Below are 25656 nucleotides of genomic sequence, written 5' to 3'. Positions count from 1 at the left end.
CTCATGCCTGCACCCCCTGCGCCGCCGCGACCCGCGGATCCAGCAGGGCGCACAGGATGTCGGCCGCGATGTTGACCAGCACGAAGATCGATACGGTGAACAGTAGATAAGAGATCACCACGGGGCGATCCGACGTGCGTATCGCCTCGATGACAAGCTTGCCGGTACCCGGCCAGGCGAAAATGCTTTCGGTCACGACCGAAAACGCCAGCAGCATGCCGAATACCATGCCCATCACCGTCACGATGGGCGTCAGGATATTGCGCAGCACGTAGACGCCCACGATACGCCGCCGGTCCAGCCCCTTGGCGCGGGCGAAACGCGTGAACGGCGCATCCAGCGACTCGATCACGCCTGCGCGGGTCAGCCTGATCAGCAAGGCCATCGGAAAGAGCGACAGGTTGAAGGCGGGCAGCAGCAGGTGGCGCCAGCCATCGATGGTGGCCAGGCTGGTGTGCAGTCCCAGCAGCGAGCCGACCTGGCCACGTCCGCCGGTCGGCAGCCAGTGCTGCTCGATTCCGAAGACGATGATCAGAGCCAGCCCCAGCCAGAACGTAGGCACGCTGACCATCAGCACCGCCAGTCCGCCGACGCCCCTGCCCACGACCGAACGCGGCCGGCAGCCGGCGTACATGCCCAGCGGAATGCCGACCGCCGTGGCGATCAGCATGGCGGCAAGGGCCAATTCCAGGGTGGCCGGAAAACGCTCCAGTATCAGGCCCAGGGCGGGTTGGCCGTTGATATACGAACTGCCCATGTCGCCATGCAGCAGATTGCCCACGAAGCGCAGGTACTGGCGATACATGGGTTGATCCAGCCCCAACTGCGCGGCGGTACGGGCCAGGACCTCCGGCGAGGAGTCCGGATTGACCAGGGTGGCCAGCGGATTGCCCAGCGCGAAAATCCCCAGGAACGCGATGAGGGACATCGCGGCGAGCAGGCCCGCTCCCTGCCCGATGCGCTTCAAGAGAAATGCAGCCATCCGTATGCTAGCCGGGTTCTACGGTTGCACTTTGGATACCGAATCGGCGATCGTCTGCTCGGTGACCCAGGTCTTATAGGTCAATCCCTTGCGCAGGGCCACGACGACGCTCTGCGAATACAGCGGGATGAACCCGTAGTCGTCCATCGCCATGCGCATGGCCTGTTTCATCAATTCGTGGCGGCGCGGCGCATCCATCTGGTTGACGGCCTGCTCCAGGAACCTGTCGACCTGGGGGTTGGAATAGCGCCCCCAATTCCAGGACCCGAAACCGTTCGCCGTATCCGGCGTGTGCACCACGGTATTCAACACCTGCGCCTCTCCCGACGAATCGGACCAGCCCATCATGGCGATGCTGAAGCGTTCGCCGTTCGGATCCATCGCGCGCGGCGTCAGCACAGCGTTCGGCATCGTCTGCACATTCACCTTCAAGCCGATGCGGGAAAACATCTGGCCGATCGCCTGGCACACCCGTGCGTCCTCGATGAAACGGTCGTTGGTGCAGTGGATCGTCATCGAAAACCCCTGCGGAAAACCGGCGTCCGCGAGCAACTTGGTGGCCTTCACCGGATCTGGCGCGCTGACCGCCAGCGTATCGTCATAGCCGCCAAAGCCCTTGGTGGTGATCTGGCTGGCCGGATAGGCCATGCCACCCAGCACGCGGTCCACGATGGCTTTCCGGTCCAGCGCCAGCGACAGGGCCTGGCGCACACGCGGGTCCGCATAGGGATTCTTCGCCAGCGGCCTGCCTTGCGCGTCGAAGGCGAAGGGCGTCTGCGGACGGTTGGTGTCGATGGTCAGGAAGAGCACGCGGCTGGAGGGGCCCATCACCATCGATACCGAAGCATCATCCTTCAGCCGTGCCGCCAGCGCGGGCGGGACGGCGTCGATCATGTCGACGTCCTTGCCCAGCAACGCAGCCACGCGCGCGCCGCCATCGGGAATGAAGCGATACGTGACCTTATCCCATTTGGCGGGCGGGCCGAAGAAGTCTGGGTTGCGCGTCATGACCAGGCTGTCACCGGCCTTGAGCGATACGAGCTTATAGGGGCCGAAACCGATCGCCATCTTGCCATCGGAGAAGTCGGCGGTCGCCGCGGACGCGGCGATCTTCGCGGGAATGATCTGGATCAGCGACACGCGCTGGGGCAGGATGGGGTTGGACTTCGAGGTGACGATATCCACGGTGTGGTCGTCGACCTTGCGGGCTTCCTGCAGCCCCGTGATCGCGCCGGTAAAGGGAGCGCTGGCCTTGAGCGTCTGCATGCGCTTGTAGCTCGCCACCACGTCGTCGGCGGTGACCGGCGTCCCGTCGCTGAACCTGGCGTCCTGTCGCAGCTTGAACCGCCAGGTCTTGCCGCCATCCATCGCGGTCCAGGACTCCGCCAGATAGGGCAGGACCTTGCCGTCGTTGGACTGGGCCGTCAGGCCGCCATAGATCTGCATGTAGTAGCCGACATTGGCGTCGGTCCACATGAAATGCGGATCCAGCGGCGGCTCGCTCGTACGCGTGGCGATGCGCAGGTCGTCCGCCAGGGCGGGCAGCGCGAAAGCGATAGCGAATGCCGCCATCCAGCATCGGACCAATTGCTTCATGATCATCCCCTTATGTGTTCGGCCGCTCGCTACGCCAGTATTGTTGTCGAAACGGCCGGACGATTCAGTATGTTGAACAATATAGGCGAAACAGGGTGAGCCGGGAGAGTTTTTCGTACTACTTTAGTGAAACTACCTAGGCGCCGCGGGCACGCGCCTATTGGCCTGCGGCCCGCGCGCGTCACATCATTTCCGGACGCCTGATCGCCGAGCCATCGCTGAAGCGGTCCAGCCGGTAGGCACGCACGTCGACGAAGGGCGCGGCATCGGTGGCGAGCTCGCACGCCAGGCGTCCCGCGCCGGGACCGATGCCGAAGCCATGGCCGCTGAAGCCTGACGCAATCACCAGGCCGGGCAGGCGATCCACCTTGGATATGATGGGTACGAGATCCGGCGCGGTATCGATCATGGATCCCCAGGCCGCGGCGACCTGCACGTCGCGCAATGCGGGAAATTCGCGGGCGATATTGCGCAGCGCCGTGGCCACGATTTCGCGGTCGGGCGCCGGGTCCAGGATCCGGATCGCCTCGAAGGGGGATGGCCCGTCGTTGCGCCATTTCCCGGCCGCTTCGGGCCCGTTCCAGAAGCTGCTGTTCAAGCGGTACTTCAGTTTCTTGGCCAGCTTCGCCCGGTACATCTGATAGAACTTGGTGGCGTGCCTGAGCCCATGCGGCGTGATGTTGAGCGTGCCGTGCCCCGGCAGCGCCACGGTGTACCCGCCGTCCAGCCGGCGCCTGAGCGCGAAGCCGGGGCCGCTGATATTGCCAACGGTGAGGATGTCGGGCGCCGCATGCGTGCGAAAGGCCGTGCCGCCGATGTTGGCCACCGGCAGTTCGATTCCATGGTGATGGCAGAAGCGGGAATTCCAGGCGCCGCCGGCCGCTACGACACGGGGCGCACGGATCAGCCCGCGCTCGGTCCAGACCCCTTGGACGCGCCCAGCGGCTATCTCCAGCCCGCGAACCGCGCAGTGCTGGTGCACGTGCGCGCCGGTGGCCTTGGCGGCCTCGGCGATCGCCGGTGCCGCCATGCTCGGCTCGGCCCGGCCGTCCGTGGGCGACCAGATCGCGCCCGTCCACTGCGAAGTGCTGCCCGGCGTGCGCGCCCGCGCCTGCGCGGCGGTCAGCAGCTCGTTATGGAATCCTTGCTCGCGTGCCTGCCTGCTCCACGCTTCCCACTTGTCCAGTTCGGCCTGCTCGCGTGCGCAATACAGAATGCCGGTGCGCCGGAAGCCCAGGTCGCGGCCGGTCTCCTGGGCAAGTTCGCCCCAGCGCTTCAGGCTGTACATGGCCAGCCCGAGCTCGTGCAGGTCCCGGTTCTGCTGCCGCACCCAGCCCCAGTTGCGGCTGGACTGCTCCCCCGCGACGACGCCTTTTTCGAGCAGGGCCACCGATACGCCCTTGCGAGCGAGCTCGTAGGCCGTGCAGGTCCCGATGATGCCGGCGCCGATGACGACCACGTCGACCTGTTCGGGGAATACGGAGCTGTCTGTGACGCTATCGACCGCTATCGGCATCGCAAAGCCTGTTCAAATATGTGGGTTGGGCGGGGCGCGCCGATGTCAGCGCGCGGCCTGGTCCGCGCCGATGTCGATCAGCACGGTCTTGTGCCGCAGGTTCTGTTCGACCGCCTGCCGGCCCAGGTCCTTGCCGATGCCCGAACGCTTGTAGCCCCCGGTCGGCAGAATGAAGTCCATGGTACGCGTATATCGGTTGATCCACACCGTGCCGGCCTGTATGGCGCGCATCGCACGCATCGCCCGTCCCAGGTCGCGGGTGTAGACGCCGGCGGCCAGGCCGTATTCCGGATGGTCCGCCAGGGCGTAGGCTTCTTCCTCGGTGTCGAAGGCCTGTATCGTCAGTACGGGGCCGAAGATTTCCTCGCGCACGGCCGCGGTCGCGGCAGTGACGTTGGTGAGCAGGGTAGGCTGGTACCACGCGCCGCCATATCCCTCGATACGCTGCCCGCCCATGACGAATTCGGCGCCCTGGTCCCGGCTCTGCTGCAGGATGCGGTCGATACGCCGGGCCTGGATCTCGGACACGATAGGCGCGTAGTCGGTCGATGCATTCCAGGTGTGGCCTGGAACGATGTTGGACAGTTTCCGCTGCAACAGGCCGACCAGCGCTGCTTCGGCCGACCGCTCGACGATCAGCCGCGACCCGGCCACACAGGCCTGCCCGGCGTTCGCCAACAGCGAGCCGGCGATGCAGTCGGCGGCCCGCTCCAGGTCGGCATCGGCAAACACCACTTGCGGGCTCTTGCCCCCCAATTCCAGGATGACGGGCTTGATGCCGCTTTCGGCGGCGGCCGTCATGATGGCCGTACCGGTGCGTGTGGACCCCGTGAACGAGATCTTGGCGATGCCGGGATGCCGGGTGATGGCGTCGCCGGTGACGGCGCCGGTACCCTGGACGACGTTGAAGATGCCGGGCGGTATGCCGGCCTGTACGGCAAGCTGGGCCAGCCGTACGGTCGAAAAGGGCGTAAGTTCGGAAGGCTTCAATACGATCGCATTGCCGGCGGCCAGCGCAGGGGCCGCCTTCCAGCTGGCCATGCTCAGCGGAAAATTCCACGGGGTGATCGCGCCCACCACGCCATAAGGCTCGGACACGATCATGCCCAGGTCATTCGATCGGGTTGCGGCGACATCGCCGCCCAGCTTGTCGGCCCATTCCGAGAAGAACCGTATGGCTTCCGCCACGCCGGCAACGTCGCTGGCGATCACCTGCGATATGGGGCGGGTCGAGCCCAGGGCTTCCAGCCGGCCGAGCTCTTCCTGATGGCTTTCGACCAGATCCGCCCAACGACGCATCGCACGCACGCGTTCACGCGGCGACTGCGTGGCCCAGCCACTGCTGGACAGCGCCTGCCTGGCGGCGGTCACTGCGCGGTCCACCGTGTCGGCGGTGCCGATGGGCAGGTCGGCGTAAGGGATCAGGTCGGACGGACGTGCGACGCTCAGATGGTCGGTGGCGTCCTCGACGACCTGTCCACCGATGAAGTGGCCGCGCGCGAATTCTACGCTGGCGGGATCGAAGCCGCAGGTCCTGGTCATGGCGGTCATTCGACGATGACGTAGATCTTGCGCAGCGTCTCGATGGTCTTCCACGTACCGATGAATCCGGGTTTCATCACGAAGCTGTCGCCGGCGCGGTAGGTCACCGTCGCGCCGCCTTCTTCGGTGAGTTCGACCGCTCCTTCCAGGAGCAGGCAGAACTCGAACTTGGCGCCCTTGATCGACTTCGTCGTGCCTGGCGTGGCTTGCCATACGCCCGTACGGATCGTGCCATCCTTGGCATCATCCTGGTTCCAGGTGGTGAAGGTGGGAGAGCCTTCCAGCAGGATTTCCGCCGCCGCTGTGGATATCGTTCCCTCTCCGAGGTCGGCCGTACGTATCGTCTTGAGCAGCGACATTTCTTCTCCATTGGAGCGCGCGACGCGCCGCCGCCTGAATGGCGGTGCACGGCAATGCTCGGTTTATTCACTAAACTGAAGTATATGTCCACACTATGTTGAATACAATGCACGGGACGGGTTCTCACGGCTGTCGTTAACCCTAATTGGCGTCCATCGGTGTGGCGTGCCGAGTGGCATTTTCCCTGGTGGCAAGCAGGGGAGCGCGGATGCCGGCAGAATTAAACTGTCGTGCGCCGGCAAGTACTAATATAATGAACCTCCTTCGCCGGCCACCGGCTCCACCGGTCCGGCTCGCGGAAAATCCCGGCAATCGGAAAATTAAAATGGCGCCCCCAACCAACGCTCGTTCTTCATTGGCCAAGGAAATGATCCGAGCAGAAGACGAAAATGCCAAGCGGCTCGGCGACCGGATCAGGTCGCTGCGCGGTGAGCGCGGTTTATCCACGCTGGAGCTCGCGGCCAAGTCCGGCGTGTCCGCCGGGATGATCAGCCAGATCGAACGCGGCAACTCGAATCCATCCATCAAGACGCTGCAAAGACTGCGCAGCGCGCTTGGCATCAGCGTCTGGCAGTTCTTCGATGAGCCCAAGGACGACGCTCCCACCACGCCGCCGTTCGTGCTTCGGCGCGGCCAGCGTCCCATGATGGAACTGAAGGAGTCGGGCCTGGTCAAGGAGCTGCTGTCGCCGCAGTCCGCGGACGCGCTGCGCTTCATGTTCATCGAGATGTCGCCAGGCAGCGCCACGGAAGACGTTTTCGTGGGTGGAGGTCAAAAGGCCGGCTACGTGATCGCCGGCAGCGTGCAGCTGACGGTGGGCGAGGTGACCGCCACGCTGGACGTCGGCGACAGCTTCCAGTTCAACAGCAACGTCGAACATTCGCTGGCCAATCCTTCCGATGTCGAAGCCAGGGTGCTCTGGATCATGAGCGGGCTCGACACGCACCTGTAGACGCCGCCGCAGCCTTTCCCGGCGCGGCGCCCGCACGGGGAAGTGGGCATTGGCGAGCCTCGATCCGCGCGGCCGCCTCGACCGATCAGGCCGCCGACGCTTCACCGATGGCCGGATACTGTGCCCGGATGTCCGCGAAGATGGCGGCCATCTGCGCCGCCAGCGGCTCATCGCCGTGCCTGCCGGCGGCGACGGCATCGAAAACCAGGCCTTTCAGGAAATGGCGCCAGATGACCGGGCTCTCGGCAAGAAATGCCGTAAGAAACTGATAGCGCGCGTCAGTCCATAGCGCTTCGAACTCGGTGCGGGCCATCCCGTGGTCGAAGTGTTCGTCCGGAGCGGATGCCATCGCGGATCGCAGGCGCGCCGTTTCCTGCTGGTCCACGGCCCCGTCCAGGATGGCGACCCCATAGTCGCGGCGGGCCGCGTCGATACTGACGAAGCCGCAGCGCCAATCGCGCAGCACCGCCGCCGGATCGCGTTCGATGGCCGGGCCGTAGCCGCCGGCGCCCGGACCTATCACGCGCACCACGTCGCCGGGCCCGCAGGAAATCACGTCCTTGTTGCCGTGTTCGACTGCCTGCGGCGTATCCGGATTGGTGGTGAAGGTGGACGTGGATCCGGCGCGTCCGCCCAATACGCCGGCGGACGCGAAGTTGGAACGGTTGCGGTTGCGCGCCGTCACGATCGTGTTGGGCGCCGACACGGAAAACTCCATCACCGTCGCCAGGCCGCCGCGATAGCGGCCGGGGCCGCCCGTATCCGGGTGCAGGCCATAGCGACGGATCAGGATGGGCACTTCGACTTCGTTTATTTCCACCGGCGTGTTCTTCAGGAAGGCGGACAGTCCCCCGGAGCCTTCCGACCCGTCGTGGCGCGGCGTGGCGCCGCCGCCGCCGCCGACCGGCCCTATGGAAGCAACGACCAGGCGATTCTTCTCGTCGAAGGTCTTGACGTTCATGATCGCGTTCCCACCCGGCGAGTTCGCCGGCATGCGGTCGGGCACAGCCAGCGAGAAGCAGCCCAGGGTCGCGATCTGCGAAACGGCGCACGTGAGCGAGCGCATGCCGACCGCGGCGGGCGCTTCGCAGTTCATGACCGTGCCTTTGGGCATGATGGCGCGGGTTGGACGCAGGGTGCCGGCGTTGAGCAATAGCGTGGGGTCCAGCGTGGAAAGCGCGTACGTCACCCCGACCAGCCCGAGGGGATGGCGTTCGCGTCCGCCGGTGGGCATGTTCAGGGACGACGTCAGTTGCGGATCGGATCCGGTGTAGTCCAATTCCAGCGTATCGCCTTCGATGCGCATCGTGATGGCGATGCGGCAGGGATTCCCGCCGTCGCCGTCCTCGTCGGCATAGTCGGCATAAAAGTACTCGCCATCAGGAATGGTGCGGATGATGCGCCGCGCCTGGGCTTCCGCGTAGTCCAGTATGCCTTCGATGCCGGCGGAAAAGTCCTCGAAGCCGAAGCGCGCGATGATCTCCTGGATCTTGCGTTCGCCTATCGATACCGACGCGAGCTGGGCATTGAAGTCGCCCCAGTTCTGCTCCGGCGAGCGCACGTTCAAGCGCATGATGCTGGCGACGTTCTCGTCCATTTTCCCGTTGGAAACGATCTTCAGCGGCGGGATGCGTATGCCTTCCTGGACGATCTCCGTCAGCGATCGTGACAGCGATGCCGGCACGGCGCCGCCGACATCCGTGTTGTGAATGTGCCCCACGACGAAGCAGGCGATGCGGCCGTCATGGAAAACGGGCTTCCAGATGTGGATGTCCGGCGAATGCGTCGCGACGTTTCCCGCATAACTGTCATTGGTGATGCAGATGTCGCCTTCCTGGTAGTCGGCGATCAGGTCGAGTACCGGCTTGTAGTCGATACCGCTGTACCAGGGCGCGCCGAAGCTGCGTGGCGATGCGAAGCACAGGCCGTCGGGCGTGACGATCTGGCAGGAGAAGTCCTCGGTTTCCTTGACGAAGGTCGAATGCGCGGTGCGCATCAGCGTGAATGCCATCGCGTCCGCGGCGGCCGCGCAGTAGTTGGCAAGAATCTGTAGATTGCGTCCGTCTATGGCCATGGTCGAGACTCAGTTCGAAGCAGGGGTGATAACAAGGTTGCCGTAGCCGTCCACTTCCACATGCATGCGCGGCGGCACGCAGGTCGTCGTGTCGTCCTGGGTGATGATGGCCGGGCCGGACAGGGACTGCCCAGCCAGGAAGTCGCCCCGTCGATATAACGGCACTTCCCTGGCGCTGCCATCCATATGGCAATTGACGCCGCGCTGCGGCGCGGGCTGGCCGGCGCCCTTGGCCAGCGGAACCAGCCTGGGCTTGGCGGTCGGCGACGAAATGACCAGCCGCAGGTTGATCATCTGCACGGGCGCGGTCGCGTCGGAATGGCCGAACAGGCGTTCGTGATGCGTGTCGAAGGCCTTGCGGATCGCTGCAGGGTCGAAGCGCTCCACCCACGCCATATCCAGGGGAACCTCGATTTCGAAGCTCTGGCCCCGATAGCGCATATCGCTGGACAGCTTGAGCTCAAAGTGCAGGCTTTCGCCGTGTTCGCGGCTCAACCAGTCCTTGGCTTCGTCGGATAGCTGGCGCGCGGCGTCCTTGACCTGGTCCTCGATGGCGGCCGAGACCTCCTGGTACAGCGTCTTGATGAAATCGTTCTTCAGGTCGGCCACCAGGCCGCCCAGCGCCGACAGCACGCCTGGGGTAGGGGGGACGACCACGCCCTTCATATTGAGCTCCCTGGCCAGGAAGCAGGCCATCATGGGGCCGGCGCCACCGAAGGCCAGGAAATAGAACTCGCGCGGGTCTATGCCGAAACGCGATATCAGGCCCGAGACGTCGGTGTACATGGATGAAATCGCGATCTGGATGATCGTTTCCGCGGTCTCCTCGACCGAGATATCCAGCCGGGCGGCCAGTTCGCCGATGGCCTTGCGCGACGCCTCGACGTCCACCTTGACCGCGTTGTAGCCCAGCTCGTCGTGGCCGATCATGCCGCAGGCGACGAAGGCATCGGTCACGGTGGGACGCGTGCCGCCGCGCTGATAGCAGACAGGGCCGGGTAGCGAACCCGCGCTCTCAGGGCCTACCCGCAGCACGCCCAGATCGTCGATCCAGGCGATCGATCCCCCTCCCTGGCCGACCGACGTCACCGAGACAGAGGGAATGAATATGTGGAAGTCGCCGATGATCTCGCCGGTGCCGTATTCGGCGCGTCCGTTCTCGATCACCGCCACGTCCGCGGAAGTGCCGCCGATGTCCAGGCTCAGCAGCTTGGGGTAGCCGCAGGCCTGGGCGATGAAGCCCGCACCGATCACGCCGGATGCCGTGCCGGACAGTATCATCTGCACGCATTCGGCCTTGGCCTGTTCCACGCCCATGACGCCGCCGTTGGACTTGGTGATGCGCGGCGGCACCGGCACGCCCATTTCGGTCAGCGCGGTCTCGAAGGACTCCAGGTAATGGATGACCTTGGGCTGGACATAGGCATTGATGATGGCGGTGATGGTGCGCTCGTATTCGCGGATGATGGGCCAGATCTGCGCGGAGCAGGATGTCAGGAGCCGCGGCGCGATCTCCTTGACGATGTCCCGTACGCGCTGCTCGTGAACCCCGTTGCGATAACTGTGCAGCAGGGAGACCACGATGCCCTCCGCCCCGGCGGCGACCGCGCCTTCGACCGCCGCGACCACGCTGGCGCGGTCGACTTCCTGCAGCACCTTGCCATCCCTGTCGATGCGCTCGCTGATCGGAAACACCATGTCCCGCGAGATGAGCGGGGCGGGGCGGCGCGAGTACAGGTCATGGATGTGCGGGATCTTCAAGCGCGCGAGCTCGAGCACGTCCTCGAAATTCCGCGTGGTGAACAGCGCCAGCTTGACGCCCTTGCGCTGGATGACGGCGTTGATGCCGACCGTCGTGCCATGCGTGAAATAGCTGACATCCTGCGGGGCGATGTCGTACCTGTCCTTCAGCGCAGCCAGGCCGGTGCGGATTTCGCTGCCGGGCTTATCGGGCCGCGACAGGACCTTGAGCGTGCGGATGGAATTGTCGCGCTCGTCCAGGACCGCGAAATCGGTGAATGAGCCGCCGATATCGACGCCAACACGAAAGACCATTTCTCTATTCCTCGTTGCCAGTTTGCTTGCCCGTACCGCCAGGGGCCGGCGTGGCGGGCGGCGCCACGACTTCCATCATCCAATCCGGTTGGGCCACAGGAGACCAGCCCGCGCGCTGGTAGACGGCATGCGCATCGCGCGTTGACAGCAGCCAGCGCGTAACAGCCGTCAGGTCTGGATGCGTGCGTATCGCTTCGGCGATCCATGTGCCCAGCCCATGCCCGCGGTGCTCGTCGTCGATGAAGACGTCCATCAGGTAGGCCAGCCGCACGCAGTCCGTCACCACCCTGGCGAATCCCACTTGCCTGCCGTCCGCATATACGCCGATCGCGATCGAGCCTTCGACGGAGCGGCTGATGGAGTCGCGCGACAGTCCGCGTGCCCAGTACGCCTGCTCGGAAAGAAAGTGGTGGATGCGTTCCATGTCCAGCCGTCCCCGGTCGGTGCTCATGACGTACGGCCCGCGCCGCCATTCGGCGATGCGCGTTTCATTTGGGAGCATGGCGGCTTCCTGCAGGTTGCGAAAGAAAGGGCGGCGCGAGTGGCGACGCAAATGAATAATATATTGAATGAGCAACACGGGGAAGCGCTAAGTTGTCACCACGCACAGGTACGCCGCGGTGCGCCCTGGCACGCCCTGCGTATCCGCACGCCGCATCAGTAAAAACACCTACTAACCCTTTCTTCAATATATTGCTAGAGTGTCGGTAGATCGAGGCCCTGGGCAACACGCGTTTGCCGCGGCCCAGGCCATGGCGACACGCGTTTGCAAGGCAGCGACTTCGCGTCGGGCCGTCGCGTTATGGATCGTCCGCGGCGTTCAATATTTTGGTTGCCGATAGCGAGAGGGTGGGTTCCCAATGTTGTATTTATCTTCCGATGTCGGTGGGACATTCACGGATCTGGTGCTCGTGGACGCCGCCGCAGGCCAGATGGTCATCGACAAAGTCCCTTCGAGTGGCAGAAGCGCGGACGCGATCATCCAGGGCATACAGCGCATGCTGGAGAAGACCGGCCGGCCCATCGGCGATCTGGCGGGTTTCATACACGGATCGACCATCGCCACCAATGCCTGGCTCACGCGCCAGGGCGCGGACGCGGTTCTGCTGGTCACGAAAGGGTTTCGGGACGTGCTGGAGATCGGCACCCAGCGCCGCGAGCACAACTACGCGCTTACCGCGCGCCGCGCCCCCGCGCTGATTTCGCGTTCGCGCATCATCGAAGTCGCGGAGCGCATCGGTGCGTTCGGCGAGGTGGTCGAATCGCTGACCGACACCGAGATCGACCGGGTCGTCGATGTGCTGTGCGAGCTCAAGCCTGACGCCATCGCCATCTCGCTGTTGTTCAGCGTCAGGAACGACGACCACGAAAAGCGGCTGGCCGCGGCGCTGCGGCGGCGCCTCGGCAAGGCGAAGATATACACATCGGTCAGCATCAATCCGGAGTTGGGGGAATACCTGCGGGCAAATACCACGGCGGCGGCGGCCTATGTCGGTCCTGAACTCGATACCTACATCGACTCCTTGGCCGTCAAGCTGAAGGATATCGGCTTTGCCTCGCCGCTGATGCTGATGCGCAGCGACGGAGGCGTGGCCACGCCCGAGGCAATTGCCGAAAATCCCGCGACCATGCTGCTGTCCGGGCCGTCCGGCGGGGTCATCGCCGCCGCTGCGCTGGGCAAGGCGATAGGCCTGCCTGACATGGTGACCTTCGATATGGGCGGCACGTCCGCCGACTTCTCGCTTATCGTGGACGGCGAACCGCGCCTGTCCAGCGAGCGCGTCATCAAGGACCAGGTGCTGCGCCTGCCCATGCTGGACATCGAAACGATCTCCTCGGGTGGTGGCTCCATCGCCACGGTGGATCACGCCGGGGCCCTGCACGTCGGGCCGCTATCGGCGGGCTCGCGCCCCGGCCCCGCCTGCTATGGCAAGGGAGGCACACAGGCCACGCTGACGGATGCGGCGGTCGTGCTGGGCCTCCTGGCTCCCAGCGACTTCGCCAGCGGCGACATCGCGCTGGACCCACAGGCGGCCTACGACGCGGTGCATGCGACCATCGCCGTGCCGCTGGGCATGTCCGCCGAGGACGCTGCCGCGGGCATGATCGCCGTCGCCTGTTCGCAGATGCGCCAGGCCATCCGCGCGCTGACCATCGAGCGTGGACACGACTTGCGCACGTTCTCCCTGCTGGCGTTTGGCGGAGCAGGCTCCATCTTTGCATCGTTCATGGAACGGGACCTGGGTGTCGAACAGCTCGTCATTCCTCCGACACCTGGCGTTTTCGCCGCGTTGGGCATCCTGCTCGCGGATATCCGCCACAATGCCCAGACGCCGTTTTCCGCCGGATTGCAGGACCTGCAGCCACAAGCCATGTCGGACCGTTTTGCCGAGATGCGTGGCCGCCTGGATGCGGCGCTGGCGCGCGACGGCGTCGAGCCGCCGCGCCGCGCGTTCCACTATTACGCCGACCTACGCTACCAGGGCCAGTTCCATGTCATCACGACGGTGCTGGACGCATCGGACAAGGGGTCTTGGGATCTGGCTACGGTCGCCGATCGGTTCCATGCCAAGCACCGGCAGGCATACGGGCATAGCGATCCGGACAGCGCGATAGAAATCGTGAACTTGCGGCTGGAGGCCGTCGGCAGCGTGGACAAGCCCTCGTTCCAGCGCGTCGCCGCCCGCGCCTCTGGCGAGCCGCGGCCCTGGTCCACCCGGAACATCGTGGTCGAAAAAGGCGGCCGGCGGCGCCCGTGCCCCGTGTACCGACGCGCGGATCTGCTGCCGGGCCATGAGCTGCGCGGACCGGCCATCGTCACACAAAGCGATACCACCATACTGCTGCTGCCGGAGCAATCCGCGCAAATCGATGATTACGGCGTGATCCGCATCACGTCCGGAGGAAGAGCGCGATGAGCCAGGAACCCGCCACGATAGACCGCGACATCTTCCAACACCAGTTGGTCGGCATCGCGGAAGAAATGTCGCGCGCCCTGCGGCGCAGCGCCTATTCCTCCATCATCTGGGACATGTACGACTACGCGACCGCCATGTTCACGCCGGATGGCGAGATGCTGGCGCAGTCGGAGACCGTGACGGCGCAGCTGGGCACCATGGCGACGGCGCTCAGCCACCTGCGCCATGCCATTCCCCTCGAAACCTGGAAGCCCGGCGATGTCCTGATCTGCAACGATCCCTACAAGGGCTGCACCCACACGCCGGACATCACCTTGTTCAGCCCGGTTTTCAACGACGGCGAGCTGATCGCGGTGGCGTCCACCATCGCCCACCACATCGACATCGGCGGACGGTTTCCCGGCACCACCGTGGTCGACAACGTCGAAGTGTTCGCGGAAGGCCTGATCTTTCCGCCGGTCCGCTTCATCGAGGAAGGACGCCAGAACCCCATCATCAGCGCCTTCATCGAATCCAATGTGCGCTATCCCAAGGCCTGCTTCGGCGATCTGCGCGCCCAGGTCGCCGGCTGCCGCACTGCCGAGCGACGCCTTGCCGAACTGGCCCAGCAGCACGGCAACGCCGGATTCCGGCGGCTGGCCGCCGCAACGCTGGACTACGGCGAACGCTATACGCGGGCCGTCATCGCCGATCTGCCCGGCGGCACCTACGAGGCCGAAACGCTGGTCGAGAACAATATCTCGTCCGACGAGCTGATACACGTCCGCGCCAGGGTCACAGTCGAAGGCAACGCGATCGCGGTCGATTTTGCGGGATCCAGCGATCAGGTGCGCTGCGCGCTGAACGTTCCATGGTCGTCGACCGTCTCGCTGACCAGCTACGCGCTCAAATGTCTGTTGACGCCGGATATCCCGCAGAACGGCGGGTGCAATCGCCCCGTATCGATCAGCGCGCCGGAAGGCTGCATCCTCAATCCGCGCCGCGCGGCGGCGGTGGGCAGCCGTCACTACATCGCGCAGGCCGTCGCGGATGCGGTCCTGAAGGCGTTGGCGCCCGCCGTGCCCGGGCGCAGCGCGGCGGGCGCGCATATTTCCTTTCCCATCTTCCGCGCCGGCGGCTTGGATGACCGCCCGCAGATGCCGACACCTAAACCCTTCGCCATCCTCGACATCATCGGGGGAGGCATGGGCGGATCCCGGAGTGCCGACGGCCTGAATGCCGTGGACACGCATGGCGGCAATTGCAGCATCCTGTCGGCCGAAGTAATGGAAACCTTCAGTCCCGTGCGCGTCCTGAAATCTGCGCTCATTCCGGGGTCCGGCGGCGATGGCATGCACCGCGGCGGCCTGGGCATCGAGCGCGTCTACGAGATCCTGTGCAGCAGCGCGGTCGGCAGCGCCAAACTGCAGCAGTCGAGCGCTCAGACGGCGCCCTGGGGCGCCGACGGCGGCGCCCGGGGCGCGGAAGGCGTGATCCTCTACAACCCCGGCATGGTGGAGGAACAGGCCGTGACCGCCGTGCAGTCCAAGCCGCAACTGTACAAACGCGGCGATGTGATCGTCATCCGCAGCGCGGGTGGCGGCGGCTACGGGGACCCGGCGAAGCGCAGCGCGGACGACCGCGCTCGCGACATCGAGCAAGGCTATATCTGAACATGGACTGACCCGCCGCCGCGGCGAAATCGCGTGCGGGCAAGCCCACCGTATTCGACGGAAAGGAGAGCAAGATGGTACGCAAATCCGCCCTTGGCAGCCTGGCCTTGGCACTGGCGCTGGGCATGGGCGCCGCCAACGGGGCCGACCTGAAGATCGCTTCCAGGAATGAAGTCGTCATGGATCCGCATTACGCGTGGTCGGCGTCCAACCTGCAGTTCTATTGGCAGTACCTGGGCTTCCTGGTCAAGCAGGGGCCGCACAACGAAGCCTTGCCCGGATTGGCGGCCTCGTTCGCACCTGTATCGGATACGGTGTGGGAATTCAAGCTGCGCCCGGGCCTGCATTTCGACGACGGCAAGCCCGTCACGGCGGCCGACGTCATCGCCTCGTACAAACGAGCGCGCACCCTGCCCAATGCCATCGGCAGCTATGCGGGCCTGTTTTCCGGCGTGACGGAGATGAAGGCGCCGGACGACCTGACCGTGCAGCTCGTCACGGAAAAGCCGTATCCGACGCTTCCCGTCGCCATGACGCAGATTGCGGTGCTGCCCAAGGCCGTCGCGGAATCCGCCACCCAGGCTGACTTCATTTCCGGCAAGGCCGATATCGGCGCGGCCCAATACAAGTTCGCCAGCTACAAGCCCGGCGAAAGCCTGGTGGTGACGCGCAACGACCAGTATTACGGTACCAAGGCCCGTTGGGACAAAGTGACGTTCCGCTTCATCACCGACGATGCCGCCCGCGTCGCGGCGTTGCTTGCCGGCGACGTCGATGTGGCCGACGGAATACCCACGGGCGACGTCGAGCGCATCAAGAAAGACGGCCGCTTCGCCATGCACGTCGGTCCCGCTGATCGCGTGGTGTTCCTGGCCGTCGATTCCGAGCGTGACGTCACGCCGGACGTCACCGGCAACGATGGCAAGCCCTTGGCCAAGAATCCCTTCAAGGACGTACGCGTGCGCAAGGCCATGTCGCTGGCCATCAATCGCGACGCCATTCGCGACCGGATCATGAACGGCCTGTCATTCCCATCGAACCAACTGGTGACCAAGGGCGTTGGCGGCTATTCGGACGACATTCCGGCCGCCCGCTATGACCTGGCCGAGGCCAAGCGGCTGATGAAAGAGGCCGGCTGGGAAGAGGGCTTCAACCTGACTCTTCGCTGCACCAACGGCCGCCTGGTGAACGATGCGCGCATCTGCCAGACCCTGGGCCAGATGTTCGGGCGCATCAACATCAAGACCAATGTCGCGCTGGCGCCCCCCGCGGTGTTCTGGGCCCAGATGACCAAGCACGACGGTCCCCGCGGCAGCGTGGCCATGCTCAGCTGGAGCAGCGCCGGCAGCGGCGAAGCCATCGATCTGCTGCAGAACTGCATCCATAGCTACGATGCGGCCAGGAAGCTGGGCACCTGGAACCTGACCCATTACGCCAATCCCGAGGTGGACAAGCTGATCGACGAGGCCCGCGTCACGGTGGACCGCGACAAGCGCCTGGCGCTGGAACGAAAAGCCACGCAGCTGGCCATGGCCGATGTCGCGGTGATCCCCATGCATGCGCAAAGCGTCGCGGTGGCAACTCGCAAGGACATGGACTTCACGCCTTACTTCAACGAATCCACCATCGCGGATACGGTCCGTCCGGCGGGTAAATAACCGATGCGGTTCCTGATCGGACGCCTGTGCCAGGCGATCGGCGTCGTGCTGGCGACGTCGATCCTGGTGTTTATCGCGGTGTACGCCATCGGCGACCCCGTGGCCATGCTCGTGAATCCGCAGACGCCGGCGGACGTGGTGGCGCGCACGGTCAAGGAGCTCGGGCTGGACAAGCCCTTGATGGAGCAGTACTGGCTATTCCTGGTCCATGCGCTGCGCGGCGAACTCGGCACGTCATACGTATTCGCCGAGCCGGCCTTGAAACTGATCGTCGAGCGTTTTCCCGCCACGCTGGAGCTGGTGGTATGCGCGATGCTCATCGCCATCGTGGTCGGCATGCCGTTGGGCATACTTGCGGGCTATGGCGGCCATCGCGCCGCCCGGAAACTCATCTCCAACGTGTCCATCATCGGCATCAGCGTGCCGTCTTTCTGGCTGGGGCTGGTGCTGATCATGCTGTTGTCGGTCAATTACCAGCTGCTGCCCAGCGGCGGCCGGGGCGCCGTGGGTGAATTCTTCGGGCTGCATGCCAGTTTCCTGACCGCGGATGGATGGTTGCATCTGCTCATGCCCGCGGTCACGCTGTCCGTTTTCCCCATGAGCGTGCTGCTGCGCATGACCGAGACCAGCCTGGAGGAAACCATGCGGCTGGATCACATCCGCTTCGCACGCGCGCTGGGCATTCCGCATCGTGCGCTGGTGCTGCGCTACGCGCTGCGCAGCATGCTGGTGCCCATCGTGACCGTGATGGGCTTGATTTTCAGCGCGCTGGTGGCGTTCTCGGTGGTCACCGAGACCGTATTCGCCTGGCCGGGCATAGGCAAACTGATCATGGACTCCATCCGCAACGCCGACCGTCCCGTCGTGGTGGCCTACATCCTGTTCGTGGTGATCCTGGTGACGCTCACCAACGCGATTGTCGACGTGGTCTGTTCGATGATAGATCCGCGCATCCGGCTATCGGGAGCAGGAGAATGAAGCGCCTGTGGAAGTCCTGGCTAGGCTTGAGCCGCGGCGGCGTGATACCCGCGGTGGCCATGGCTATCCTGGTCCTGACCCTGCTGGCGTGCACGATCGGCCCGTATTTCTGTCCGCAGAATCCCTACGACCTGTCGCAATTGTCGATCACCAACTCGCTGGTGCCGCCGGCCGAGGCCGATATGGATGGCGCCTTCCACCTGCTGGGGACCGACGACCAGGGCAGGGACGTGCTCAGCTCCATCGTCTATGGCCTGCGCACCAGCATGGGGGTGGCGCTTGCGGCCACTGTGGGGGCGCTGCTGATCGGTGTCACCGTCGGCCTGGCGGCCGCCTATTTCGGCGGCGCCATGGATAGCCTGATGATGCGTCTGGTCGATCTGCAGCTCGCCTTTCCTTCCATCCTGATCGCCCTGGTGCTGCTGTCGGTGTTCGGCACGGGCGCGGATAAAGTCGTCATCGCCATTATCGCGGTGCAATGGGCCACTTACGCACGCACCGTGCGCAGCGTGGGCGTGGCCGAACGCAAGAAGGAGTACATCGAGGCCGCGCGCTGCCTGGGCTATTCCGGCTGGCGCATCATGTTCCGGCATCTGCTGCCCAACTGCGTCACGCCGCTCAGCGTTCTCATCATCGTGCAGACCGCCAGCGCGGTGCTGTTGGAAGCGACGCTGTCCTTTCTGGGCCTGGGCGTGCCGGTCACGTCGCCTTCACTGGGCATGCTGATCTCTAACGGTTATGCCTTCATGCTCCGTGGCGATTTCTGGCTGACCGTCTATCCCGGGCTGACCCTGATGTTCGTGATCTTCAGCATGAACGCAGTCGGCAACCGACTGCGTGAAATGCGCGAGCCGGGGGCATCCTGATGCCGATGAACACCCAGGATGCCACGACCGTCCTCGAGGTGCAGGGACTTTCCACCGAGTTCGGCCCGCCTGGAAAGGCACGGCGGGCGATCGACGGGATCTCGTTCATGCTGAAGCGGGGGGAAATCCTTTGCCTGGTGGGCGAGTCCGGATCCGGCAAGTCCGTCACCGGCGCGTCCATCATGGGCCTGATCGACCCGCCGGGCCGTATCGTCGAGGGCAGCGTGCGATTCGCCGGCACCGAGCTGCGCGGCGCATCCGACACGCGGATGCGCGCCTTGCGCGGCGACCGTATCTCGATGGTCTTTCAGGACCCCATGAGCGCCCTGTGCCCGACGATGACGATAGGGGACCAGCTCTGCAACGTGGTGCGCGCGCATGCCCGGAAGTCCCGCGCCGAGGCCGAGAAGCTGGCGATGGAAATGCTCGTCAAGCTGGACGTATCCGGGCCCAAGGAACGCATGCGGGCGTATCCGCACCAGCTTTCCGGCGGCATGCGCCAGCGCATCTGCATCGCGCTGGCCATGATCAATCGGCCCGACGTGGTCATCGGCGACGAACCCACGACGGCGCTCGATGTCACGACCCAGGCGCAGATCCTGTACGAAGTCCGCAAATTGTGCATGCAGGCGGGCACGGCGGCGATCTGGATCACCCACGATATGGCGGTCGTCAGCATGCTGGCCGATCGCGTCGCCGTCATGTATGCCGGCCAGATCGTGGAAGAGGGCCCGACCGCGGAAATCCTCGACCGACCTTTCCATCCCTATACCAAGGCGCTGCTCGGGGCGATCCCCAGCAGCAACCGGGGCATGGCGCGGCTGCCGCAGATCCGCGGCGAGGCCCCGGCCTTGGGCAACTGGCCTACGGGATGCCGCTTCGCACCGCGCTGTCCGCACGCCGAAGCCGCTTGCCATGTCCCCGTGCCGATGAGCGCGCCGTCGGCGGCGCGGCAGGTGCGCTGCGTCAAGCCGCTGCAGATCGAAGAAGAAGCACCCGCCACATGAGGGACGCAAGCAATGGCACCCCGCTACTGTCGCTGCACCAGGTGTCGAAGAAATTCGGCCGCGCCAATTGGCTGCGTGGCCTGATGCCGGCGGCGGTGCCCAGGAGCCGCCGCATCGTGCATGCCGTGAGCCATGTGACCCTGGCCGTCGATCCGGGCGAAGCCGTCGGTATCGTGGGCGAATCCGGTTGCGGCAAGTCGACGCTGGGACGGATTGCGGCGCGGCTGCTGGTGCCGGACGCGGGCGACGTGCGGCTGCACGGAACGCCCATGGCTCAGCTGCAAGGACCCGCGGCCAAGGAAGCGCGGCGGCACGTGCAGATGATCTTCCAGAGCCCCATCGCGTCCCTGAACCCGCGTCAGAGGGTCGGGCAGATCCTGGATGAAGCCTTGACGGTCCATACGGGCCTGTCGGTTCGGGAGCGCCGCGAACAGGTGCTGGCCTTGCTGAGCAAGGTCGGCCTGCCGGCGCAGATGGCGCAACGCTACCCCCGTCAGTTGTCCGGAGGCCAGGCGCAACGCGTCGGGATCGCTCGCGCCTTGACGGTCGGGCCCAGGCTGATCGTTTGCGACGAGCCGGTATCCGCGCTGGACGTTTCGGTGCAGGCCCAGATACTCAATCTGTTCCAGGACCTGCGGGAATCGCTGGGATTGAGCTACATGTTCATCAGCCACGATCTATCCGTGGTCGAACGGGTCAGCGACCGCGTTGCCGTGATGTACCTGGGAGAAGTCGTCGAGGAAGCGCCGACCGCGGAGCTATTTGCACGGCCTGGCCATCCTTACACGATGGCGCTGCTGGAAGCCGCGCCCGCGCTGGGCAAGGCGCGCATTGCGGCGGAACCGGTGCGTGGTGAACGGCCGTCGCCATACGACCGGCCGCAAGGCTGCGGTTTCCATCCGCGCTGCAAATTTGCGATGGACATCTGCCGCAAGACCGCGCCGCCACGCGCTCAGCTCGCGCCAGGGCATTTCGCTACCTGCCATCTGCACACCGGCGGCAGCCACGAATGAAATGCGCCGCTGGCGCGGCGCATGGATGGCCGGGGCGGACGCTGCAGGCCTTGGGCCTGTCCGCGCCGGTCCGGATGGGCGGGCTTAACGGCGCGACGACAGCATGGCACCCAGCAGCAGGCCGGCGCCGACAGCCACCGCCACCGTGGCGATGGGATTACTGGAGGCGCAATCGCGCACCATGTTCAGCGCATCGCCATAGGATTCCTGCGTGCGCCCGGCCAGTTCGCGTGCCTTACCCTTGATCTGGGTGCCGGCGTCGCCGGTGACCTCGCCGATGGCGTCTTGCGCCTTGCCGGCCCATTTTTGCGCGGTACCTTCAGCTTTTTCCAGCATTGTGATTCTCCTTACATAGGGGTTCAGGCAACAACCCTGCGCCGTGCGTGGAAGACGCGGCGTACGGGCGCAGGCCGGTTGTTCAGCAACAGCCGTGCCGGCGTGCGGCAATGTTTCATCTGGACGCGGCTGCCACCGCTCGTGCGACAGCATGGCGCCGCGGTCCTTGGCGGGCCGGCCGCGCGCGCCCCGCAATTAAAGGACTTTGAAACAATTCGCCATTTTTCTCGCCGGGCTTTTACAATCGCCCCCGGCTGATCGACCGCCGGCGCCAGGCTGCACCCGCGCCCGGGACGGGAACCGCCGCATCGTCCAACCTGGCAGTCGCGGGTCGACCCGCGGAATGCCCGCCACGCTCTGCGATATGAAAAATAAAAGCCGGTCCGTAGCCTGTCCCCGTCATTCGCGTTCACATAGTTTTTCTCCGGCGGCGGCATCCGGGCGACGCCATCCTGACGCTTCCACCCGCCTGGCCGCCATGCATCGCCTGGTGCTGGCCGCCGCCATTCTTTCCGCTACGTCACCCGCGATCGTCCGTGCCGCACCCGGCGACATCGCGACGGGCGGCGCGCAAGGCGGCAATGGCGCCGACGCCACTTTCGGCAGTGGCGGCGGCGGAGGGGCCGGTGGGTTGGCCGGCGGTGGCGGCGGTGGCGGAGGCGGGCAGGGCGGAGTCGTGCCGGCACCACTCGTGGATGGCGGCGGCGGCGGCGCCGGCGCAACGCTCACCACGCCCGCCGGGGAAGGCAGCAATGGCGGTAACTCCGGCGCTGCGGCGGGTGGCTTCCGCGGGCTTGTCCTTGGTAGCGACCTGACCTCGGGCGGCGCCGGCGGCGGCGGCGCCGCGTCCCTGGGCGGTCCCGGAGGCGCGGGCGGGAACAGCTTGACCCCGAACAACGTCGGGAATATCAATGGCAGTGCCAGCTCGGTGCTTTCCAGTGCCATATTTGGCGTAGACGGCCAGTCTGGACAAGACGCCGGCTTCAACGCGGGTGGGGGCGGCGGCGGCGGCGGACAAGGCGGGCTCATCATGACCGCGCCCAACGCCGTCCTCGACACGGCCGGCAATCCGGTTATCGGTGGCAATGGCGCCGCCGGAACGCTGACGGGCGGTGGCGGAGGCGGGGGTGGCGCCGCCCTGATCCTGCTATCGGGCGGCACCATCCAGCACGCCGGCGCTCTCATCCTGGGCGGCAGGGGCGGCGACGCCAACGTAGGGATCAGCGGGGGCGGCGGGTCCGGGGGCGCGGGTGTATTTCTGCTCGACGGCGGCGGCCTGTTCAACAACACCGGCGCCATCCAGGGTGGACAAGGCGGCGGCTCCCTGACCGCGGCCGGGGGCAACGGCGGCGCGGGCGTACTCGCCAACCGCGGAACGATCTCGAACAGTGCCGTGATCACCGGCGGCGCGGGCGGCTCGACGGTGAACGGCGTCGCCGCGCTGGGCGGCACCGGCGGCGACGCCATCGTCGCCAATGGCACCGCCATCACGAACGAGGCTGCCGCGCAGATCGCCGGAGGCGCGGGAGGATCCTTGTCCGGTGCCATTGGAAGCGCAGGTCCTGGCGGTGCCGGCGTGCGCTTCATCAACAGCGGCGGATCGCTGGTGAATGCCGGAACCATCGTCGGCGGCAGCGGCGGATCATCGCCGAACTTTCCGCCGCCCAGCGGCGGCGCCGGCGTCATCGGGCAAGGGGGCGTCGCGGTCACCAACAGCGGCACCATCGTCGGCGGCCTGGACAGCTTCGGCCAACGTGCCAATGCCATCGAATTCAGCGGCTCGAACAATCGCTTGACCTTATTGGCCGGTTCCACCGTCGTGGGCAATGTCGTGACCAGCAGCGGCGGCCTGACGCCGTCGTCCGACGTGCTGGCGCTGGGCGGCGACACGACCGATACCAGCACGACCTTCGACATGGGCCAGCTCGGCGCCGTGGGCAGCGGCAAAGCCTACCAGGGCTTCCAGCGCCTGGAGAAGACGGGCGCCAGCCTGTGGACCCTGACCGGCAGCAGTACCGATGCGCTGTCGTGGACGCTGAGGGCCGGCACATTGTCGGCCGCTTCCGACGGCGCGCTGGGCGACCCGGCCGGCTCCGTGGTGTTCGATGGCGGCACACTACGCTACACGGGCGCGGTGGCCTCTACGCGTTCCATGGAAGTGCTGTCCGGCGGCGGTACGCTGGACACGCAACAACCCGTGCTGCTGAACGGGGCACTGCTGGGCAGCGGCGCGTTGACCAAGACGGGCTCGGCCTTGTTGATCCTGAACGGCGTCAGCGCGTATTCCGGCGCGTTCGCCGTACAGGCGGGCGGGCTCGTGGTGGGCGATTCGACGCATGCCGGCGCCGTGCTGCCTGCCGCGGTTACCGTGGCGAACGGCGCCAGGCTGGGCGGGCAGGGCACGATAGGCAGCGTCACGGTCGCTTCGGGCGGCATCATCGCGCCGGGCAACTCCATCGGCACCTTGAATGTCACGGGCAACCTGATCCTGGCGAACGGCTCGGTGTACCAGGTGGAAGTCGATTCGGCCTCGTCGGCCAGCGACCGGATCGCGGTGGGCGGGACGGCAAGCCTGGGCGGCTCGGTCGTGCATATCGGTCCGGACGGCAACTTCAGCACGGCGCGCGACTACGTCATCGTGACGGCGGCGGGTGGCCTGACCGGGAGCTTCCAGAATGTCGCCAGCAACTACGCCTTCCTGGATCCGCAATTGAGCTACGGCGCCAACGCCGTCACGCTGCGCATGCAGCTGAAGCAGGTGCCGGGCAACGGCGGCAATGGCGGTAATGGTGGCAATGGCGGTACCGGCGGCAACGGTGGCAACGCGGGGAATGGTGGCGCCGGCGGCACCGGTGGGAACGGCACCGGCAATGGCGGCGACGGTGGCGGCGATGCCGGCAACGGTGGCACCAGCCCTGGCGACAACGCCAACGGTGGAAATGGCGGCAACGGCAACGGCGGCGGCACCCGGCCGATCCGTTTCGCCGACGCCGCGGCCACCGGCAACCAGCGCGCCGTCGCGAACGCCGTGCAGACACTGCCGCAGGACAACGCGGTCTATACGCGCGTCCTCAATCTGCCGGTGGGCGCGCCGCCCGCCGCCTTCGATGCCCTGTCGGGCGAAGTCCACGCCAGCGCCATCGCGGTGCTGCAAGGCATCGCCGATACGGTGGCGACCCTGCCCATGGATCACCTGCGCGCCAATCTTTACGCGGGGCAGGTCCCGGGAGCGCCCACAGCGCAACGCGACGCCGGCACATCCCCGAGGGCCGATGGCGCCGCCTTGCCGCGCTCGGCCGCCCAACCGCTATGGGCGCAGGTATTCGGCAACTGGCGCACGCTGGCGGGCGGCGGCGGCGCGGGCCGCCTGCGCGATTCCGACGGCGGGCTTTTCGTGGGTGGAGACCTCGCGGTGGGTGGCGGCTGGCGCCTGGGCGGCGCACTCGGCTACACGGACAGCCACGCATCCGTGCACGATCGTTCGTCCACGGCCGACGTCGACAGCTACAGCGCCACGATCTACGGCGGCAAAGCCTTCCAGGCAGGTCCGGGACAGATCGAATGGACCGCCGGCGCCGCCTATACCTGGCACGACATCGATACGCGCCGCGATACGGCCGCGGCCGGGCTCGACCAGGACCTGAAGGCCAGCTATCACGCCGGCACCGCCCAGGTCTTCACCGAACTGGGCTACAGGATCGCCATGACCGACGCGATCGCGCTGCAGCCGTTCGCCGGGGTGAACTACAGCGACCTGCGCACGCGTGGCTTCGCGGAATCCGGCGGCACGGCCGCGCTGGACGGCGAAGGCGAGCGCAGTGCCGTCACCACGACCACGCTCGGCCTGCGCGGCGAGGCCCGCTTCGAGTCCGCCGGCATGCCGGGCCGCGTGCACGCCATGGCGGGCTGGCGCCATGCCTTCGGCGACCTGGACCCGAACACCACCATGGCGTTCGGCGACAGCGTCCCGTTCACCGTGGCGGGCACGCCCATCGCGGAGGATGCGGCGGTTGTGGCACTGGGGATCGATATGCGGGTGACCCGGTCGACCACCGTGGGCGTCGCCTACAACGGACAGTTCGGCGGGGGCAATCGGCAGAACGCGGGCAGTTTGAACGTCGCCTGGCGGTTCTGATTACGCCGACGGAGGC

At 66.0% G+C, this 25656-nt stretch carries 19 protein-coding genes; 9 read left to right on the top strand and 10 right to left on the bottom strand.

What is annotated here, in order from left to right:
- Position 1 precedes the first annotated feature (1 nt).
- The 5 genes from CAL26_RS13875 to CAL26_RS13855 form a co-directional block, all read right to left on the bottom strand.
- The gene (locus CAL26_RS13875; RefSeq protein WP_094847488.1) at positions 2 to 982 is read right to left on the bottom strand and encodes an ABC transporter permease; all 981 of its coding nucleotides are present in this window, start codon (positions 980 to 982) and stop codon (positions 2 to 4) included.
- 18 nt (positions 983 to 1000) lie between these two features.
- Positions 1001 to 2578 (bottom strand): ABC transporter substrate-binding protein, encoded by a 1578-nt coding sequence (locus CAL26_RS13870; RefSeq protein WP_179283361.1) that lies wholly within the window; start codon positions 2576 to 2578, stop codon positions 1001 to 1003.
- A 181-nt stretch (positions 2579 to 2759) separates the two neighbouring features.
- On the bottom strand, positions 2760 to 4094 hold the full coding sequence (locus CAL26_RS13865) for an NAD(P)/FAD-dependent oxidoreductase (protein ID WP_094847486.1): 1335 nt from the start codon (positions 4092 to 4094) through the stop codon (positions 2760 to 2762).
- A gap of 45 nt (positions 4095 to 4139) precedes the next feature.
- A complete protein-coding gene (locus CAL26_RS13860) occupies positions 4140 to 5636 on the bottom strand; it encodes an aldehyde dehydrogenase family protein (protein WP_094849863.1) in 1497 nt (498 codons plus the stop codon).
- A 5-nt stretch (positions 5637 to 5641) separates the two neighbouring features.
- The gene (locus CAL26_RS13855) at positions 5642 to 5995 is read right to left on the bottom strand and encodes a cupin domain-containing protein (protein ID WP_094847485.1); all 354 of its coding nucleotides are present in this window, start codon (positions 5993 to 5995) and stop codon (positions 5642 to 5644) included.
- 368 nt (positions 5996 to 6363) lie between these two features.
- Between CAL26_RS13855 and CAL26_RS13850 the strand changes: the two genes are divergently transcribed.
- A complete protein-coding gene (locus tag CAL26_RS13850) occupies positions 6364 to 6948 on the top strand; it encodes a helix-turn-helix domain-containing protein (protein WP_179283360.1) in 585 nt (194 codons plus the stop codon).
- Positions 6949 to 7033: 85 nt separating this feature from the next.
- Here the strand turns inward: CAL26_RS13850 and CAL26_RS13845 are convergent, their stop codons facing one another.
- The 3 genes from CAL26_RS13845 to CAL26_RS13835 are packed head-to-tail and all read right to left on the bottom strand — an operon-like array spanning position 7034 to position 11579.
- Complete coding sequence (locus CAL26_RS13845) at positions 7034 to 9022, bottom strand: hydantoinase B/oxoprolinase family protein (RefSeq protein ID WP_094847483.1); 1989 nt, start codon at positions 9020 to 9022, stop codon at positions 7034 to 7036.
- Between the two features lie 9 nt (positions 9023 to 9031).
- Positions 9032 to 11077, bottom strand: a complete 2046-nt coding sequence (locus tag CAL26_RS13840; RefSeq protein ID WP_094847482.1) for a hydantoinase/oxoprolinase family protein — start codon at positions 11075 to 11077, stop codon at positions 9032 to 9034.
- A gap of 4 nt (positions 11078 to 11081) precedes the next feature.
- Positions 11082 to 11579, bottom strand: coding sequence for a GNAT family N-acetyltransferase (locus tag CAL26_RS13835; RefSeq protein WP_094847481.1), 498 nt, complete (start codon positions 11577 to 11579; stop codon positions 11082 to 11084).
- A gap of 358 nt (positions 11580 to 11937) precedes the next feature.
- On the opposite strand from CAL26_RS13835, the gene CAL26_RS13830 reads away from it, so the two are divergent.
- From CAL26_RS13830 to CAL26_RS13800, 7 genes are all read left to right on the top strand, one after another.
- Positions 11938 to 13995 (top strand): hydantoinase/oxoprolinase family protein, encoded by a 2058-nt coding sequence (locus CAL26_RS13830; protein ID WP_094847480.1) that lies wholly within the window; start codon positions 11938 to 11940, stop codon positions 13993 to 13995.
- Positions 13992 to 15647 (top strand): hydantoinase B/oxoprolinase family protein, encoded by a 1656-nt coding sequence (locus tag CAL26_RS13825; RefSeq protein ID WP_094847479.1) that lies wholly within the window; start codon positions 13992 to 13994, stop codon positions 15645 to 15647. Before CAL26_RS13830 ends, CAL26_RS13825 begins: the two co-directional genes overlap by 4 nt.
- A 74-nt stretch (positions 15648 to 15721) precedes the next feature.
- Positions 15722 to 17305 (top strand): ABC transporter substrate-binding protein, encoded by a 1584-nt coding sequence (locus tag CAL26_RS13820; RefSeq protein WP_094847478.1) that lies wholly within the window; start codon positions 15722 to 15724, stop codon positions 17303 to 17305.
- A 3-nt stretch (positions 17306 to 17308) separates the two neighbouring features.
- Positions 17309 to 18283 (top strand): ABC transporter permease, encoded by a 975-nt coding sequence (locus CAL26_RS13815; protein WP_094847477.1) that lies wholly within the window; start codon positions 17309 to 17311, stop codon positions 18281 to 18283.
- Entirely contained in the window at positions 18280 to 19149 is an 870-nt protein-coding gene (locus CAL26_RS13810; protein ID WP_094847476.1) for an ABC transporter permease, read from the top strand. Before CAL26_RS13815 ends, CAL26_RS13810 begins: the two co-directional genes overlap by 4 nt.
- On the top strand, positions 19149 to 20156 hold the full coding sequence (locus tag CAL26_RS13805; RefSeq protein ID WP_094847475.1) for an ABC transporter ATP-binding protein: 1008 nt from the start codon (positions 19149 to 19151) through the stop codon (positions 20154 to 20156). Before CAL26_RS13810 ends, CAL26_RS13805 begins: the two co-directional genes overlap by 1 nt.
- Complete coding sequence (locus CAL26_RS13800) at positions 20153 to 21169, top strand: ABC transporter ATP-binding protein (RefSeq protein ID WP_094847474.1); 1017 nt, start codon at positions 20153 to 20155, stop codon at positions 21167 to 21169. The genes CAL26_RS13805 and CAL26_RS13800 overlap by 4 nt, the downstream gene beginning before the upstream one ends.
- A gap of 84 nt (positions 21170 to 21253) precedes the next feature.
- On the opposite strand, the gene CAL26_RS28655 is transcribed toward CAL26_RS13800, so the two are convergent.
- Both CAL26_RS28655 and CAL26_RS28100 read right to left on the bottom strand, forming a co-directional pair.
- Positions 21254 to 21658, bottom strand: coding sequence for a CsbD family protein (locus CAL26_RS28655; protein ID WP_256988416.1), 405 nt, complete (start codon positions 21656 to 21658; stop codon positions 21254 to 21256).
- 367 nt (positions 21659 to 22025) lie between these two features.
- Positions 22026 to 22523, bottom strand: coding sequence for a hypothetical protein (locus CAL26_RS28100; RefSeq protein ID WP_143277430.1), 498 nt, complete (start codon positions 22521 to 22523; stop codon positions 22026 to 22028).
- A gap of 12 nt (positions 22524 to 22535) precedes the next feature.
- On the opposite strand from CAL26_RS28100, the gene CAL26_RS13790 reads away from it, so the two are divergent.
- Positions 22536 to 25640, top strand: coding sequence for an autotransporter family protein (locus CAL26_RS13790; protein ID WP_143277429.1), 3105 nt, complete (start codon positions 22536 to 22538; stop codon positions 25638 to 25640).
- The last annotated feature ends 16 nt before the right edge of the window (positions 25641 to 25656 follow it).

The organism is Bordetella genomosp. 9, from assembly GCF_002261425.1.
GTDB lineage: Bacteria > Pseudomonadota > Gammaproteobacteria > Burkholderiales > Burkholderiaceae_B > Bordetella_C.
Note: the sequence above shows the minus strand (reverse complement) of the source record. Positions and strands in the feature narration are given on the sequence as shown.

Excerpts from the sequence above, each read along its gene's own strand:
- CAL26_RS13875 (WP_094847488.1), bottom strand. The coding sequence starts at position 982 with ATGGCTGCATTTCTCTTGAAGCGCATCGGGCAGGGAGCGGGCCTGCTC.
- CAL26_RS13870 (WP_179283361.1), bottom strand. The coding sequence starts at position 2,578 with ATGAAGCAATTGGTCCGATGCTGGATGGCGGCATTCGCTATCGCTTTC.
- CAL26_RS13865 (WP_094847486.1), bottom strand. The coding sequence starts at position 4,094 with ATGCCGATAGCGGTCGATAGCGTCACAGACAGCTCCGTATTCCCCGAA.
- CAL26_RS13860 (WP_094849863.1), bottom strand. The coding sequence starts at position 5,636 with ATGACCAGGACCTGCGGCTTCGATCCCGCCAGCGTAGAATTCGCGCGC.
- CAL26_RS13855 (WP_094847485.1), bottom strand. The coding sequence starts at position 5,995 with ATGTCGCTGCTCAAGACGATACGTACGGCCGACCTCGGAGAGGGAACG.
- CAL26_RS13850 (WP_179283360.1), top strand. The coding sequence starts at position 6,364 with ATGATCCGAGCAGAAGACGAAAATGCCAAGCGGCTCGGCGACCGGATC.
- CAL26_RS13845 (WP_094847483.1), bottom strand. The coding sequence starts at position 9,022 with ATGGCCATAGACGGACGCAATCTACAGATTCTTGCCAACTACTGCGCG.
- CAL26_RS13840 (WP_094847482.1), bottom strand. The coding sequence starts at position 11,077 with ATGGTCTTTCGTGTTGGCGTCGATATCGGCGGCTCATTCACCGATTTC.
- CAL26_RS13835 (WP_094847481.1), bottom strand. The coding sequence starts at position 11,579 with ATGCTCCCAAATGAAACGCGCATCGCCGAATGGCGGCGCGGGCCGTAC.
- CAL26_RS13830 (WP_094847480.1), top strand. The coding sequence starts at position 11,938 with ATGTTGTATTTATCTTCCGATGTCGGTGGGACATTCACGGATCTGGTG.
- CAL26_RS13825 (WP_094847479.1), top strand. The coding sequence starts at position 13,992 with ATGAGCCAGGAACCCGCCACGATAGACCGCGACATCTTCCAACACCAG.
- CAL26_RS13820 (WP_094847478.1), top strand. The coding sequence starts at position 15,722 with ATGGTACGCAAATCCGCCCTTGGCAGCCTGGCCTTGGCACTGGCGCTG.
- CAL26_RS13815 (WP_094847477.1), top strand. The coding sequence starts at position 17,309 with ATGCGGTTCCTGATCGGACGCCTGTGCCAGGCGATCGGCGTCGTGCTG.
- CAL26_RS13810 (WP_094847476.1), top strand. The coding sequence starts at position 18,280 with ATGAAGCGCCTGTGGAAGTCCTGGCTAGGCTTGAGCCGCGGCGGCGTG.
- CAL26_RS13805 (WP_094847475.1), top strand. The coding sequence starts at position 19,149 with ATGCCGATGAACACCCAGGATGCCACGACCGTCCTCGAGGTGCAGGGA.
- CAL26_RS13800 (WP_094847474.1), top strand. The coding sequence starts at position 20,153 with ATGAGGGACGCAAGCAATGGCACCCCGCTACTGTCGCTGCACCAGGTG.
- CAL26_RS28655 (WP_256988416.1), bottom strand. The coding sequence starts at position 21,658 with ATGCTGTCGCACGAGCGGTGGCAGCCGCGTCCAGATGAAACATTGCCG.
- CAL26_RS13790 (WP_143277429.1), top strand. The coding sequence starts at position 22,536 with ATGACCGCGCCCAACGCCGTCCTCGACACGGCCGGCAATCCGGTTATC.